This is a genomic window from Paenibacillus sp. Soil750 (genome assembly GCF_001428045.1).
GTDB lineage: Bacteria > Bacillota > Bacilli > Paenibacillales > NBRC-103111 > Paenibacillus_E > Paenibacillus_E allorhizoplanae.
The window spans coordinates 41,210-56,701 of the sequence record NZ_LMSD01000001.1 but is presented as its reverse complement, the minus strand read 5'-3'; the positions used below and the strand labels follow the sequence as shown (position 1 = coordinate 56,701).

The 15,492-nt window shown below is 47.6% G+C and carries 15 protein-coding genes; 6 read left to right on the top strand and 9 right to left on the bottom strand.

Annotated features, from left to right (window positions below; genetic code table 11):
* Window positions 1-43: 43 nt before the first annotated feature.
* From ASL11_RS00295 to coxB, 6 genes are all read right to left on the bottom strand, one after another.
* Window positions 44-499: a DUF420 domain-containing protein gene (locus ASL11_RS00295; protein WP_056608285.1), complete on the bottom strand. Its 456-nt coding sequence runs from the start codon at window positions 497-499 to the stop codon at window positions 44-46.
* Window positions 500-515: 16 nt separating this feature from the next.
* Entirely contained in the window at window positions 516-1,373 is an 858-nt protein-coding gene (locus tag ASL11_RS00290) for a cytochrome c oxidase assembly protein (RefSeq protein ID WP_056608282.1), read from the bottom strand.
* Between the two features lie 99 nt (window positions 1,374-1,472).
* Window positions 1,473-1,790, bottom strand: a complete 318-nt coding sequence (locus tag ASL11_RS00285; RefSeq protein WP_056608279.1) for a cytochrome C oxidase subunit IV family protein — start codon at window positions 1,788-1,790, stop codon at window positions 1,473-1,475.
* The gene (locus tag ASL11_RS00280) at window positions 1,791-2,405 is read right to left on the bottom strand and encodes a cytochrome (ubi)quinol oxidase subunit III (protein WP_056608276.1); all 615 of its coding nucleotides are present in this window, start codon (window positions 2,403-2,405) and stop codon (window positions 1,791-1,793) included.
* Entirely contained in the window at window positions 2,402-4,237 is a 1,836-nt protein-coding gene (gene ctaD / locus ASL11_RS00275) for a cytochrome c oxidase subunit I (RefSeq protein WP_200962400.1), read from the bottom strand. The genes ASL11_RS00280 and ctaD overlap by 4 nt, the downstream gene beginning before the upstream one ends.
* A gap of 66 nt (window positions 4,238-4,303) precedes the next feature.
* A complete protein-coding gene (coxB, locus tag ASL11_RS00270) occupies window positions 4,304-5,320 on the bottom strand; it encodes a cytochrome c oxidase subunit II (RefSeq protein WP_056608270.1) in 1,017 nt (338 codons plus the stop codon).
* Window positions 5,321-5,598: 278 nt separating this feature from the next.
* Here coxB and ASL11_RS00265 point away from each other — a divergent pair, with 278 nt between their 5' ends.
* The 4 genes from ASL11_RS00265 to ASL11_RS00250 all read left to right on the top strand — a co-directional run bounded on the left by ASL11_RS00265 (window position 5,599) and on the right by ASL11_RS00250 (window position 10,579).
* Window positions 5,599-6,294 (top strand): hypothetical protein, encoded by a 696-nt coding sequence (locus tag ASL11_RS00265; protein ID WP_056608267.1) that lies wholly within the window; start codon window positions 5,599-5,601, stop codon window positions 6,292-6,294.
* Between the two features lie 210 nt (window positions 6,295-6,504).
* Entirely contained in the window at window positions 6,505-8,580 is a 2,076-nt protein-coding gene (locus ASL11_RS35335) for a DEAD/DEAH box helicase (RefSeq protein WP_063795433.1), read from the top strand.
* Between the two features lie 158 nt (window positions 8,581-8,738).
* The gene (locus ASL11_RS00255; protein ID WP_056608264.1) at window positions 8,739-9,326 is read left to right on the top strand and encodes a guanylate kinase; all 588 of its coding nucleotides are present in this window, start codon (window positions 8,739-8,741) and stop codon (window positions 9,324-9,326) included.
* 113 nt (window positions 9,327-9,439) lie between these two features.
* Window positions 9,440-10,579 (top strand): conserved virulence factor C family protein, encoded by a 1,140-nt coding sequence (locus tag ASL11_RS00250; protein WP_056608261.1) that lies wholly within the window; start codon window positions 9,440-9,442, stop codon window positions 10,577-10,579.
* A 92-nt stretch (window positions 10,580-10,671) separates the two neighbouring features.
* Here ASL11_RS00250 and ASL11_RS00245 read toward each other — a convergent pair whose 3' ends face one another.
* The gene (locus tag ASL11_RS00245) at window positions 10,672-11,919 is read right to left on the bottom strand and encodes a M48 family metallopeptidase (protein WP_056608259.1); all 1,248 of its coding nucleotides are present in this window, start codon (window positions 11,917-11,919) and stop codon (window positions 10,672-10,674) included.
* 190 nt (window positions 11,920-12,109) lie between these two features.
* Here ASL11_RS00245 and ASL11_RS00240 point away from each other — a divergent pair, with 190 nt between their 5' ends.
* Window positions 12,110-12,955 carry a C39 family peptidase gene (locus ASL11_RS00240; RefSeq protein WP_056608257.1) on the top strand — a complete coding sequence of 282 codons (846 nt, stop codon included), beginning with the start codon at window positions 12,110-12,112 and terminating at the stop codon, window positions 12,953-12,955.
* A 552-nt stretch (window positions 12,956-13,507) separates the two neighbouring features.
* Here ASL11_RS00240 and infC read toward each other — a convergent pair.
* A complete protein-coding gene (infC, locus tag ASL11_RS00235) occupies window positions 13,508-13,993 on the bottom strand; it encodes a translation initiation factor IF-3 (RefSeq protein ID WP_056609556.1) in 486 nt (161 codons plus the stop codon).
* 117 nt (window positions 13,994-14,110) lie between these two features.
* Between infC and ASL11_RS00230 the strand changes: the two genes are divergently transcribed.
* Window positions 14,111-14,419, top strand: coding sequence for a hypothetical protein (locus ASL11_RS00230; RefSeq protein WP_056608254.1), 309 nt, complete (start codon window positions 14,111-14,113; stop codon window positions 14,417-14,419).
* A gap of 30 nt (window positions 14,420-14,449) precedes the next feature.
* Here ASL11_RS00230 and ASL11_RS00225 read toward each other — a convergent pair whose 3' ends face one another.
* Window positions 14,450-15,481, bottom strand: a complete 1,032-nt coding sequence (locus ASL11_RS00225) for an LLM class flavin-dependent oxidoreductase (protein ID WP_056608251.1) — start codon at window positions 15,479-15,481, stop codon at window positions 14,450-14,452.
* Window positions 15,482-15,492 lie beyond the last annotated feature (11 nt).

Below are 15,492 nucleotides of genomic sequence, written 5' to 3'. Positions count from 1 at the left end.
GGAATGATGATCTTTCACATCATTCCGTGCTATTTGTTACCTTTTACAAACCGAAAATGGCATCAATGACTGGCTTTGTTGTTCCGCCGGGATACAAGACATACAACAATACATAAACCATTACGCCTGTTGGCGCTGTTAGCAGCCATACAATCGCTGCAACTTTACCGATTTTCTTATGTTTTAGGAATTTCTTTTTGTAAGCGAACCATAGCGTGACGAGGCCAAGAATGCCGCCTATTGTAGCCAAGGTAATATGGAAGAACAAGAACAAATGATAAGGCAATTTTAAGCTCTCCGGCCCACCAAATGCCGTATTTCCTTCAAATAAGGTTCGGGACATGTAGATGATGAAAAAGGCTAAAGCGAAAATAGCGCCTAGAACCATCAGCTTTTCATGCGTATCCCGGTTACCTTTGACGATATGATACCATCCGAATCCAACAAAAATGGCACTAATCACAATAAACATCGTAGAAATCGTAGGTAATATGTGCATCTTTCTAATCCTCTCTCTAAGCGCGATTCCAGTTCCCGCCTTGATTATTCAAGCTATCTTGTGATGGAATAGGATCCAATTCATCCTCATCCTTGCGCTCTCGGCGATACCAGCGGAAGAAAATATAAGCTAAAGTAGCTCCATAGATAATTTCTTGCAATATCTTCATGATTACACCACCGAGCTGTTGATCATCGAGCGGTGACAAATGAGCAAACGGAACAGTGACGTTGTCATACATATCGTAGATAATTGAATCCGCAAAAATGATAAGCGCACATGCGGGTGTCAACAACACACCATTTCCGAAAATATACGCCATCTTCTTCAAATCGTTCAAGCGATTCAGCTCAGGAAGCGGACAGAATACCGGAAACCACATAATAAAGGCTGTCACTAAGAGCAACGTATGATAAGCAAGAAGCGGTACATCATTCTTCATCAGATAATCCATAATAAACGGCATATGGTAGATGGAGAATAGCATATTGAACATGAACAATGCGATCAGAGGCCGAGTGAAGAAGGAAAATAGACTGCGAAACACGATATTTTTCATGCAAGCACGAACCAACCAAGCCGGTGTTCCTAGCCAAATGAAGATCGGTACAATCAAGTAAAGAATCGTTTGTTGCAGCATGTGCATACTGAACAAGTAGTGATGCCCTATGTAGTTAATTGGACTTCCTTGCCCAATATAGAATAAGATTAGCCCCGCATAGAAGAGAAGCTGCTGTGAGATCGAAATTGGCTCTGATTTCGCAGCGCTCCCATTCCCTTTCACGACAAAGCGACCATAACTATATCCGATTACGATGACGATCAACAATAAAACAGGATTCCACAAATCAAAAAAACCACCAATCTGACTCATACCTGCATCTATCTCCTTTCAAGCTGACTACTTCCGAATAACTCTACTTAAAAAAAGAGGAGGCACTTTGTCTAGACAAAGTTGCCTCTTCTTCCTTTTTTACCACCAAACCCAATATACGGCCATGATTACGCCAGTAAGAGCAACGAACGCTCCTGCAAAGATAAAGATTAGAGGGAACAAATGTCCTCTCTCTTTGGCATGCATCCAGAAAAGTAACTGAACGAGTGCCTGCACGATCCCGAGGGATACGATGAAAATCAAGATAAACGAACGATCCAAATCTCCGTAGAGTACGACAGCGAATGCCAACATCGTGAGTAGAATCGAGATAATGTAAGTCAAATAGTGATTTACGGGTGAATCGTGCTTAACCCGCTTGCTAGGTGCGTGTGTATCATGAGAATTGCTGCTCATTTAGTGACCCACCTTCCCCATCAGATAAACAACTGTGAAGATAAATACCCAGACTAAGTCGATAAAGTGCCAGTACAGGGATGCGACATAAAACTTAGGAGCCGTAACGACTGTAAGACCTTTCTTAAGTCCTTGGAAAATCAACAGTGTAATCCAGCAAACACCGAATGCTACGTGAGCACCGTGGAAACCAACCAACGTATAGAACGAGGTGGAGAAAGCACTTGTTGTAAACTTGTGTCCTTCATGCACATACTCGTAAAACTCGTAGATCTCCATTCCTAAGAACGAAAGACCGAACAAAACAGTTACTGCCAACCAAGCTAGCAATTGACCTACTTTTTGACGGTGCATCGCAATAATTGCGAATACACTCGTCAAACTGCTCGTTAAGAGAATAAACGTTGACCAACCAACTGTTTTGAGCTTGAAAAGCTCTTCAGCTGTTGGGCCATCCGGAACTGAGTTCCGAAGGGCAATGTAAGTTGCGAATAAGCAACCGAACAATACAACCTCTGCACCAAGGAAAAGCCAGAAGCCAAGAACTTTATTTTTCCCTTCGAGGGTAGCCGTTTCCGGATTAGCAGGCAGTGCGCCCGTGTGATGACTACTCATGCCTTTACCCCCTTATGATCGTCTTCAAGTTCTTCTGGTTCAATATGCCAACCGTGGTCGTCATATACGGAACGCAAGAACATGGCAATGAAAGTAACTACGATACCTGCAGCAGCTACATAGTAGTTTTTGTACATAAAACCAAAACCAGCGATGAACAAACCAACAGACATCACAAGCGGCAAGATCGATGCCGAAGGCATGTGGATCGAACCAATTGGTTCAGCTGGTGTCATTTGCTTGTTACCAGCCATTTTTTCTTTCCAGAAAGCATCTAAACCGCGAACAAGCGGAGTTTGTTTGAAGTTGTACTCAGGTGCAGGTGATGGAATTGTCCACTCCAAGGAGCGTCCATCCCACGGATCTGCAGGAGCTGTCATAGGTTTTCTTGCTGTAGTGATAATGTTGATGAGGAACACCAACGTACCAATACCCATTAAGAATGCACCAACTGTTGAAACTAAGTTACCGACTTCAAGTTGGTATCCTGGCTGATACGTAAAGACGCGTCGCGGCATCCCCATTAGTCCCAAGAAATGTTGCGGGAAGAATGTCAAATGGAAACCGATGAAGAACAACCAGAAATGCAATTTACCTAAGCCTTCACTTAGCATACGACCGAACATTTTCGGCCACCAGTAGTAAAGACCTGCGAACAAACCAAGTACTAGACCACCAACGATAACATAATGGAAATGCGCTACTACGAAGTACGTATCGTGGTACTGGAAGTCAGCCGCTGGAATCGCAAGCATAACCCCTGTAGTTCCACCCATAACGAATGTTGGAATAAACGCTGTTGCGAAGATATTCGCAGTTGTGAAGCGGATTTGACCACCCCAAAGTGTGAACAACCAGTTGAAGATTTTCACACCCGTTGGAACAGCAATCGCCATCGTAGCAATCGCGAAGATCGAGTTCGCTACTGGGCCTAGACCTGCTGTAAACATATGGTGAACCCAAACCATGAAGCCTAAGAAACCAATTAGCACTGTTGCAAATACCATGGAGCTGTATCCGAACAGACGTTTTTTCGAAAAAGTAGAAACAATCTCAGAAATAATACCGAAAGCTGGAAGAATCAAAATGTAAACTTCGGGATGCCCGAAAATCCAGAACAAGTGTTCCCAAAGCACATTGTTACCGCCTCTGGCTGCATCGAAGAATGCACCACCGAAGACGCGGTCAAACATTAGCTCAACCAATGCAACCGTGATTGCAGGGAAAGCAAGAACAATTAGACCTGAAGTTACAAAAGCAGACCAAGTAAACATTGGTAAACGCATGTATGTAAGCCCAGGAGCACGCATGTTGATAATCGTTACGAGGAAGTTAATCCCCCCGATTAGCGTACCGATACCTGCAATTTGCAAACCAAGAACGTAGAAGTCCGTTCCTTGCAAGTTGCCTTCAAGAGTTGCCCCCCAGTTTGAATCAGTGATCGAGGATAAAGGTGCGTATCCTGTCCAACCCGCATCTGGAGCTCCACCTAAGAACCAACTAGTGTTCATTAGCACGCCGCCGGCGAAGAATAACCAGAAACCAAGCGAGTTAACGAACGGGAACGCAACGTCCCTTGCACCAATTTGTAGAGGAACGATGGCATTCATGAAAGCGAAGATAACCGGCATGGCCGCAAAGAAAATCATCGTTGTTCCGTGCATCGTTGTTAATTGGTTAAATGAATCTCCAACAAAAATTTGTTGATCTGGATAAGCGAGTTGTATCCGAATCAAGATCGCTTCAAGTCCCCCTACGAGGAAGAAGAAGCCGCCCGCTAGTAAATACAGGATACCGATTTTCTTATGATCGACGGTAGTAAGCCAATCCATAAGCCCGGTATGTTTTTTTACTGGATGAGAGTGAGCCAACGTATGAACCTCCTTTACATCAAGAGTTTATTTCAATGTTTGTAAGTACGTAACAATATCTTTAATTTGAGTGTCATCTAATTTACCGTTTGCTTCTTTACCGAAAGCTGGCATTTTGTTACCCGGTTTCAGTTCTTGCGGATTATGTATCCACGATGCTAAGTTCTCAGGCGTCTTCTCTAGGATACCTGCAAGTGTATCGCGATCTGCGAAGCCTTTAAGGTTAGGAGCAACCCCTGGACCGCTTGCGTTAACAGCATGACAAGACATACAGTTTTCTTTGAAAAGCTCTTCACCCTTTTGAGCAGATGCTGGTACGGTAGAAGGAGCTTTCATTTTCGCAACCCAAGCATTAAAGTCTGCTTCAGACTTAGCCGCAACGGTAAAGTTCATCAAAGCATGTGAAGCTCCACAAAGCTCTGTACATCTACCTTGGAACGTTGCAATTTCATCTGCTTGCAAGTAAAGCGTATTACGGATACCTGGGTTCGTATCAACTTTACCACCTAGAGATGGTACCCAGAAAGCATGAGCAACGTCAGCAGAAACAACATCAAAGGCAATGATTTTGTCCTTAGGAATCACAAGCTGTTGAGCTGTTGCGATACCAAGGTCTGGATATTCAAACTGCCACCAGAACTGATGCGCAGTGACTTTCACATGGATAGCGTCTTTGTTCTTGTTGTAATTCTCGGAGTGTTTGAACGTGTAGGATACTGTCGGCACCGCAAGCACTAACAGTAAAAGAATTGGGATTACTGTCCAGATAATCTCCAAAACATGACTTCCTTCGACTTGTTTCGGAATACTTTCGTCGCCTTTACGCTTGCGAAAGCGAACTAAAACGTACACATAAATCGCAAATACGACAATTACGACAAAAATCATGATAAAGAGACTTAATTTCATTAAATAAAGCTGCTCCGTCGCCACAGGACCTTTTGGCACTAAAGCAGATAAGGTTGGGTCTCCGCACCCAGTTAGCATGAGCGTCATCACCGCTAGAAGGGGTAGCAGACGCCAGAACTTTTTCAATTGACTCATTGTATCAACCCCACTTTTAAAACAATATTTTTACCACGAAGGCCATGCCCATGTCAATTCACTTTAATAACTATAAATTCGTGAAAACTTTTTGTCAATCGCTGTAGGAGAGTTCACAAATTGTTCTTAAACAGCGTCTGTAGCGATATATTTCCCTTCATGGTTATTTCCATACACCCACCTCTTTATGCATAAAAGCCTTTATTTGTGAACACGAATAATTCGACAGAAACATCTCATCCTATAGACATTAAATCGCATTGGGAGGTCTGTTAATTATGTTCAGGAAGTTAGGTTTTCCGATTTGTGGAATCATATTCCTCCTGCTCACATTATCCGCATGTGGTTCTAGCGGTAAAGAGTACAGAGGCAATCCAGATAACTCTACTAGCTCGAATTTTGGCGCTAATGTCGAAAAGGGAGACGCGATGGACCGTGCCTATCAAGTACAACAACTCTCCGGCCCTGTTACGCATAACAACACGAAGCTGGAATACAGTCAGTATCTCTCAGACCAGCTTAATACCATGGACGGGGTTAATACGGCCTTAGTTATGATTACAAATCAGAATGCTTATGTTGCATTAATGATGGATAGCAGCGCGGTAGGTACGAAAGGTTTGACCAAAGAGACGAATAATCAAGGAACGAACAAAGGCTTTTACAACGATGATAACCCCTATGATGACTCATTACCGTCTAATGATCTAAATAAAGGTTACAATAGTTATGAAACAGCTGTGCATCATGATTTACTTTCGCATCAGTTTAAACAGGCCATTGCTGAGAAGCTTCGTGTCCTTAAACCAGATCTGATGGATGTCTATATTTCGGCAAATCGGGATTTCCTTAATAAAATGAATAGCTTCGCTCAGGAAAGCTGGAAAGGTCATTCGCTTATGCCTCTTCTAACTGACTTCAACCAGACGGTGACACGTGTGTTTGGAACAGCGCAATCATTACCCCATGACTAGTTAATTTAGGGCTAGCCTCCTAAAGGAAGCTTTATTTCTATTAGGAGGTCTTGCCACGCCTTTTGGAGCTCAACCAGCATGTAAATCTTCTATTAATAAAGTAGTTTATTTCTGCTTGTGGGTCGGCTCCTGTTTTCATTTGTCTTTCATTCCTGTACAATGAGGGAATCGTCTTTACTAAGAAGGAAAAAGGGAGCTGGCCAATTACCCATGTCAAATGGATTTGCCTCATTAGGTATTAGAGAACAATTAGTTCAAGTTTTGCAAAATCAAGGTGTCGTAGAACCGACCCCCATTCAACGAGAAGCGATTCCAGTATTGTTAAAAGGTTCGGACGTTATCGCACAAGCTCAAACAGGTACAGGTAAAACCCTTGCCTTTGTACTTCCTATATTAGAAACAATTGATGTAGAAAGCTCGGATGTTCAAGCGCTTATTCTTACCCCTACTCGTGAGTTAGCGATTCAAATTAGCAATGAGTTGAAAACCCTTGTCCCAATTACAGGTGCGAAGGTCCTAGCTGCTTACGGCGGGCAAGATGTAGAAAAACAGCTTAGAAAGCTACAAGGCAACATACATATAGTAGTAGGAACACCGGGAAGATTGCTTGATCATCTTCGTCGCGGTTCTATCAACTTCTATAAATTGAAAATACTCGTATTAGATGAAGCAGATCAAATGTTGCACATGGGCTTCTTGCATGAAGTCAAGGATATCATTGCGCAAACGTCACCTTATCGCCAAACGCTGCTCTTCTCCGCAACGATGCCAGAACAGGTCATCAATTTGTCTAAGGCTTATATGAAGGAAGCAAAAGAAATTAAAATTCAAAGTAAACAAGTCACTTTGACTGAAATTCAGCAGGTGCTTGTCCCTACGACTGATCGCGATAAACAAGACGCTCTTATTGCAGCAATTAAACAGTATAGGCCCTATCTTGCGATGATTTTCTGTCGGACCAAAGCCAAAGCGATTGCGCTCAATGAAACACTGCAAGAAATCGGATTAATGTCCGATGAGCTGCATGGTGACTTGTCTCAAGCGAAACGTGAACAAGTGATGAAGCGTTTCAGAGAAGGACGCATCGAGCTCTTAGTCGCTACGGATATCGCAGCTCGCGGTTTAGACGTGGAAGGCGTAACGCATATCTTCAACTATGATGTACCTCAAGATGCCGAAAGCTATATTCATCGGATTGGTAGAACGGGCCGTGCAGGCGAGTCAGGCGTTGCTGTGACTTTCGCAACGCAAAGAGATATGCCAACGATTGAGCTTATCGAAAAAGGCATCAAAATGTCATTGCGTGGTGCTGATGGACAGCAAAGACGTGTTGTTCGTTCCAACACGGATGACTACGTAGAGCAAGATGGCAGAGGGTCTGCACGTAAAGGCGGAGCTGGTGCTTCCTCACGCGGTGGCAGACGTAATGACCGTGGCGGAGCGCCCGAACAACGCAGCGGCGGACGTGCTGGAAGACCTGGAGCACGTGAATTGCGTGGCGAGCGCGCTAACGTTCAATACGGTGGCGAGCGCAAAACAGGTTTTGGTTCCAAAAGCGACAAATTCGGCTCACGCGGAGGTTCAGCTGGTGCTGGGCGTTCAGGCGAAAGACCGGCTAAAGTGAACTCGGAGCGTAGCCCGAATACATGGGGACGCGCAACCGTTGTTCACGAATCGCCAACTACGAATTCAGCTCCAGCTCGCGGAGCGAACATTGGCGCAGCCAAAGCACGCGTAACCGGTTCCTACAATGGCGGCGGTGAAGGTACCGAACGCAAACGTTCTGCTCCACATGGCGATAAGTCTTACTCGCCATACAACAAGTACGCTGGCGCAGGTCGTGATGACGCGGCTAGCGCGTCTCGCAACATTCGCGGCGGCAAGGGCCGTGGCGATGGAGCTGCACGCGGTGCTGCTCCTCGCAGTGAGGGCTTCGGCGCTCGCACGGGCAGCGCTCCTCGCGGCGAGGGCTTCGGCGCTCGCACGGGCAGCGCTCCTCGCGGCGAGGGCTTCGGCGCTCGCACGGGCGGTGCTCCTCGCGGCGAGGGCTTCGGCGCTCGCACGGGCGGTGCTCCTCGCAGTGAGGGCTTCGGCGCTCGCACGGGCAGCGCTCCTCGCGGACGGAGTGATGAGCGTGGTGCGCGCAGCGCAGCACCTCGTGGCGACAGCTTCGGCTCACGCGGCGGTGCTCCGCGCGGTGACAGACCAAGTGGCCCACGCGGTGGGCAAGGCGGCGCTCGTGGAAGTGCGCCAAGAGGCACTCGCGGCGGTGGCAGCAAACGCTAGGCTTGCTGATGAAGCGATTTCACGCAAGTCTTTACCGATGAAGCCTTACGATGTAAACTATAAGTATGGTTTAATCAGATTCAATTTTATAAAAATCGTTTCAACCCGTGCTCGCACGTAGGATTTACCCCCCCATCCAATCGAAGGAGGTATGTTCCATGTACGCATTAAAGGATAAAGAAATGATTTTTGTATTCACTGGCCCACACGGGGCAGGCCGAAAAACCGTTGCGGAAATGTCCGGCTCCACGCTGGGGATGAAACAAGTGATTTCGTACACCACACGACCTCCAAAACCAACAGAGGAAGATGGTCAAGATTATCACTTCATCTCACCCGCCCAATTTGTTCAGGCACAAGCTGGCGGTGAATTCATCGAGGTAAGTACCGTTAATGACCATTTATATGGAATCAAAAGTTCAGATATTGAACGAATGTTCCAGCAAAGTGGCAGCATCTACTTGATTCTGAATCGTTTTGGTGCCGAAACTCTCAAAAAGCTATATGGTGACCGTGTCGTCCAAATCTTCATTTATGCCCAGCGAGACACGCTCGAAGAGCGAATGAAAGAAAGCGGAGATTCCGAAGAGATCGCCTCTAAATATTTGTCCGACTATGAAAATGAATTAGCCTACCGAGATCAATGCGACCATGTTTTTGAAAATGTGGACCTGGCTCATACGGTATTTGATCTTACCAAAACATTGGATCTATATTTAAATCGTAATCTGGTCGACTTAGACTAGAAACGAAGGGCACTAGCTGCCGATAAAGGCCTGGACGGTCCCCCGTCCGGGCCTTTTCATCTAACGAATGAACGGCTTCGTAAGTAGTCCATTCCACTAAGGAGTTGAATGATATGAAAATCATTTCCATCGAACCTACACCCAGCCCCAACTCCATGAAACTTAATATGGATGAGTCCTTACCTGCCGGTGTGCGAGAAACATATACGAAGAAGAATCTAATTGGCGCCCCCGAGGAAGTGCAGAAACTGCTTGCAGTGCCCGGTGTTATTAGTGTGTTCCACGCTGCCGACTTCATCGCGGTAGACCGCAGCTCGAAGGGTGACTGGCAGTTCATCCTGGCGCAGGCGCGCGAGATCTATGGCGAAGCGCAGCCTGCTGCTGGTACTGGATTGCCAACCGAGCAGCCTGCAGCTGACGCTGCCTTTGGCGAAGCGCAAGTGCTCGTGCAGATGTTTCGCGGTATTCCGCTCCAGGTGAGGGTACGCGCAGGCTCAGAAGAAGCGCGCGTCGCTATGCCGGAGCGCTTCACAGAAGCCGCGGTGCGCGCAGGTACGGCTTCGCCGAACCTGATCAAAGAGCGGAAGCTCGAGGAGCTCGGCGTCCGCTACGGCGAGCTTGGAGACATCGCGGGCGAAGTCGTCCAGGAACTGGACGCTTCTTACGACGATGCCCGCGTCGAGGAACTGGTCTCCCGCGCGATGCAGGAGACCACGGATGCCCCTGTGGAGGAGGCTGCCACAGGAGATCTTGTCGCAGCAGCGGAGCAGCTGCGACACAGCGATTGGAAGCTGCGCTACGCCGCGCTTCAGAAGATCCAGCCGTCGCTAGAGACGCTGCCCCTTCTCGTCACTGCGTTGCAGGACGAGAACACGTCGCTTCGGCGACTGGCCACGGTGTACCTCGGGGACATCAAGGAACCCGAGGTACTGCCCTACCTGTATCGTGCCCTCGAGGACGATACAGCTTCTGTGCGTCGGACGGCGGGCGATACGCTGTCCGATCTTGGTGACCCCGCCGCCATGCCAGCGATGGCCAAGGCACTGAAAGACCGCAACAAGCTGGTCCGTTGGCGCGCGGCGCGCTTCCTTTATGAAGTCGGGGACGACTCCGTGCTTCCTGACCTGAAGCAAGCGGCAGACGATCCCGAGTTCGAGGTGCGTATGCAGGTCAAGATTGCCCTCGAGCGTATCGAAGGCGGTCACGCCGCTGAAGGATCTGTCTGGCAGCAAATGACACGCAGAAATGAGTAGCTGAGTAATGATAAAAGCACGAGTGCCTACTTCCGAATGGAAGATTGGCATTCGTGCTTTTTTGGATTTTTGCCTACTAAACGCTAACTAGTTTACTTCTTATACCGCTCAAAATACGTAATTCTCTCCTCAATCGTCGGATGCGAGCCGCGGAACCACTGCACCAGTTTTGGCTGAGTAACGGGACTGAGATTTTCTTTGGCGATATGCTGAAACGCCCGAATTGCTGCATCCCCATCCCCCGTCATCTGCATTGCATAGACGTCTGCTCGGTGCTCGATCACCCTTGAGAACGCATTTTGAGCTGGTGATGACAGGAAGCTCATCAGCGAGATGAGCAGCAGAAGAATTGGTAATGCAGCAAGATCTCTTTCCCCTCGCATGCCCCAAAGTGCCCCCCAGCGTTTTAAGATTAGCCGGTACGCATGGAAAGCCAACCAGAAGCCAACCAAACTGAGTGCAATACCATAGGCAATTCCCCAATAGATATGCCGCTCTACGTAATGCCCCATCTCGTGCGCCATCACCGTCAGGATTTCATCAGGCTGCAATTTATTCAGAATAGTATCCCACAGCACAATACGCGCGTTCCCGCCGATCCCATTGACATAAGCGTTAATGGCATTCGTCCTCTCCGACATGTTGACCTCGTAAACCTGATCGGTTGGGATGTGCGATTTGGCAGCAAGATCAAGAATTTGCGTTTTCAATTCCTGATTTTGAAGAGGCTGGAACTGATTGAACAACGGGTCCAGTACCACAGGCTGAATAAATGTGACGAATAAGATTAATGGAATGGAAATTAACCACAACCATACCCACCACCGTTTAGGGCTCCACTTACTGATCCATCTGAAAATCCCAACCGTGAGTATCGTGCCTACGATATCTATGAGAAATGTTTTTACATAATCCTTTAGAAAAATGATAGGTGTCTCATTGGATATGCCGAAGGCTTGGTCGATTTTGAACAGAAACACATCAATGGGAAGAAATAGCACGTCCATGACGAGGGTAAAAAGCACCACAAAAAGGAACATTTGCAGGAAAGAAGCTCGGAATACTTTCTCCGCGAGTTGACGGAAACTGACGGCTATGCCGAATAAGGCCACGGTCACACCCATTTGCAGGGGAGCGCTTAAAAAGAACGTTAACGAATGAATCCTTGAAAGTGCCTCTGCTTTGGCAATTTCTGCATGGGTCATGAACGTATTCGGATCCGCCACAGAACCAACTAAGGTCATAGGGATTTGAAATAAATCCCCTTTTAAGAAATATACAATCACGATAACGGCATAACAGGCAAAAGCAGCTGTACACCACAAATAGAAACGTTTCATCCCATGCCTCCACGTTCATCTTGATAGGCTCATCTTATATAGAGATTACTAGTTTGAATAAGCTTGTTTACTTAGTCTATGCGAGCAAGCCAGCAGCGTATGTGTCGCAAGGCATATTTTGGATGGCACATATTGCATTCTCCAGCGACCCATGATGTAATGAGAACATTGACAAGAACGGACGTGCTGCATGAAGAAATTGAAATTGCTTATACTTCTATTGCTGGCTTTGACCAGTTTTACACTTATTCTACTCGTAAAAACTAATTCTCACGATGCCAAACAACTCCTCACGCTAGCCAGTCCAAACGGAGAAGTTGCAGATCAGCATCTTGCAAGGGAAACCGCAACGGCAATCCCTTCACCCCCTGAATCTGGCGTTGCTCTGGCAGAAACTGCTTCTACTAACCAAACATCCACTGATGAAGCACCTGCGCTCGCTAAGCATCTTGTTCAAATACAAGCGATTCCGGCGCTCTCACAGCTCCCCGAGCTGCCGAATGGTTGTGAAGCTGTCGCTGCGACCATGCTGCTGAATTGGGCCGGACTGCCGATAACGAAAGAAGAAGTGGCACATGCTCTCCCCACGGGAGATATGCCCTACGAGAATGAATTCGGTGCCTTTGTGGGTGCAAATCCCAAAGATGTTTTCGTTGGCGATCCTTTTGATATCGGCTATGGGATTTATCATACCCCAGTAGCTAAGCTTATGAATCAGTGGTTACCTGGTCACGTTCGTGATTTGACAGGAACCTCCTTCGAGGATTTGCTTGGCGTCATCGCAAAAGGCAACCCTGCCATGATTTGGGCAACTGAGCATATGGATAGCCCTTATTTCGACTTGGAGTGGGAGGATGAGACGGGTGAGCTTGTCCCGTGGTATCAGCCCGAGCATGCCTTATTACTAACTGGCTGGGATGATGATTATGCTTATATGAACGATCCGATGACGGGTGAACAAGAAGCTTACCCACTCGCTTCCTTCAAGGAAGCATGGGAGTTCATGGGTTCCCAGGCCATCACGATTATCGGATAAAGACTAATGCGTTTGTGGAATGCACCATCGCACTACTGATTTTTTGACGACCCACGTCCGCAAGTCCACAAGTCATCTTATACTTTCTATTGTGGTCAAAAGTGCGAAAGAGCACTTTTGGAATAGGTTTCCCCTCCGTAATTGGAAATTGATGCAAATAGGCATCAATTTCGATCGATTTGAGGAAATTCTCTTTAAATTCGTTAAAAAGGTTGCCTATTTGCACGCATTTTCAATTTCGACTCAAAATTAGTGGAAAAGGTTGTCTTTTTGCATTTTTGTGAGAAGGGAGAGAGTATGTGCGTATGTGAAGTAACTTGAGTGATTGTTGTAGCTTGAGTAGCTTAATTAGCTTGGGTTGCTTAACTAGCTTGAGTTGTTGAGTAGCTTGAGTAGCATCCACAACTCGACTAGTATCATCAGTTTCCGTAGCCCAGATAATTTCAGCAGCTTAGAAAACAAGTTACCCGCCTGATTCGTCCTCATCATAACCTACATCAACCACCACCAAAAAAAGCATGGACCTCCCCCGAGGGGTTGTCCATGCTTTTTCTACAAGGGATCCAGCTGAACAGCAGCTTGCTTGCCACTCAGTTGAATGCCGGTATGCTTCTTCCCGTGGGAGCCAAGCTCCTTCACCAGCGTTTCCAGCAATTCCTTGGCTTTTGCGCCCTCCTTGCCAGAGATCTTAACGACCAGCAGGACGGCGTCCCCGCCCTTCAAAATACGCTCAGCTTGCTTACGCTTCGTATCGAGATCATGATCCTCGATGTTCGCCGTCAAGCGTAGCTCCTTGACCTTCGGACCCTGCTCTTGCTTACGGGTCTGCTGCTTTTCCTGCAGAGCCTCTTGTTTGACTGCGCCTGCTCCAATCAGCTTACAAGGAGGCGGGCTGCTCATGAGCGAGGTGCAGACGAGGTCTACCTTTAACTTTTTGGCAAGAGCTAGCGCTTCTTTCGTGGACATTACACCTAAATCCTCACCCTGCAGCCCCGTTACCTGAACTTCGGAAGCTTTGATTTTCTCATTCTTAATAATCATTGTGAATACACCTAATCTTTCGCTATAATGAACCCATCCACCCGTAGGTGGATAGAGGTTGGCCTAGTTTTTACGCGTGTTGCAATAGTTGTATAAGGAGCTGTCTGTTACCCGATGAATAATAAACAATTAGAAGAGCAAATGATCGAAAATTACAAACGTGAAGAGCATATGATGATTTTGGTTTTTGCACAGTGGTGTATTAATCATGGTCTGGATCCCGCAGCACTTTATCATAGCGCCTATCCAGACCAACCGAATAATGAAGCACTTGAGAAAGCCCTTGAATTAACGGTGCCGAAAGAGGAAGCTGGCGAAGTGCCGGATGACACTTTGCTTGGCGTGCTTTCCCTCTTTGGCAATGAAGAGCTGGCGTTCATTGTGACGCAAGAAATCGATAAACGGCCGAAGCGCACACGCTAGGCGATTTCTCATTCATCTGATCTTGGCTCCCTAGATTACGTAACTGTGTTGATGACTTAGATGAAAAGCTTCCGCCAAGAATTCAACGGTCCGCAGTCTCGTTTCCACTTGGTGTCCACCTGCAACGACCATGACTTCGTCGACACCATAGCTTTCAGCGAGTCGCAAGATTTGCTCCCTGACCTGGCCAGGATTTCCCACGATCATCCGCGAGCGATTGTCTCTCACACGGGTTTGATCCCAATCGGAATACGTATATTCCGCTGCTTCCTTCGGCGATTTCACTCCGGTGAACTCGCCTTTTTCCATTTGCAGAATACGCAAATCTACCGAGGTCGCAAGCTCCTCTGCCTCCGCTGTCGTTTCTGCGCACAGCACATAAATACAGACCGTCGCCTGCGGCACGACATTGAGAGCGGACGGCTGGAACGAGCTGCGGTAGCTTCGCACCGCATGCTGACCTCCCGCACCGTTGATGAAGTGCGCGAAGCAGAAGGCTGCGCCTGCCTGCGACGCATACACCCCGCTCTGCCCGGTGGAGCCGAGCAGCCACACCTGGGGCATCGAGGCCACCAAAGGTGTGGCTCGGATGCCCTCGAACACATGCCCAGGTTCCACCGAGTCGGTGAGGAACCGCAGCAAATCCGTGACTTGCGCGGGGAACCGCTCAAGTCCCTCGAACAGATCGGCGCTGACGCCACGCAGCGCCTTGGCCGTATGCGGCGTGCCGCCAGGTGCACGCCCGATACCAAGGTCGATGCGCCCTGGGTAGAGCGCCTCGAGCATACGGAAGTTCTCAGCGACCTTGTAGGCGCTGTAGTGAGGAAGCAGCACGCCGCCAGAGCCAAGCCGTATGCGGCTTGTGCGAGCAGCAAGCGTTGATATGAGCACCTCTGGAGAAGAACCTGCAAGCCCATCTGAATTATGGTGCTCTGACACCCAGAATCGGGTATAGCCTAGTCGATCAGCGCGTTTCGCTATCGCAATCGTTTGTTGTAATGCCTCACTATGGGTAAAGCCGGATGATACCGGTGACTGATCAAGAATACTTAGCTTTAGCATAGTCATCCCTT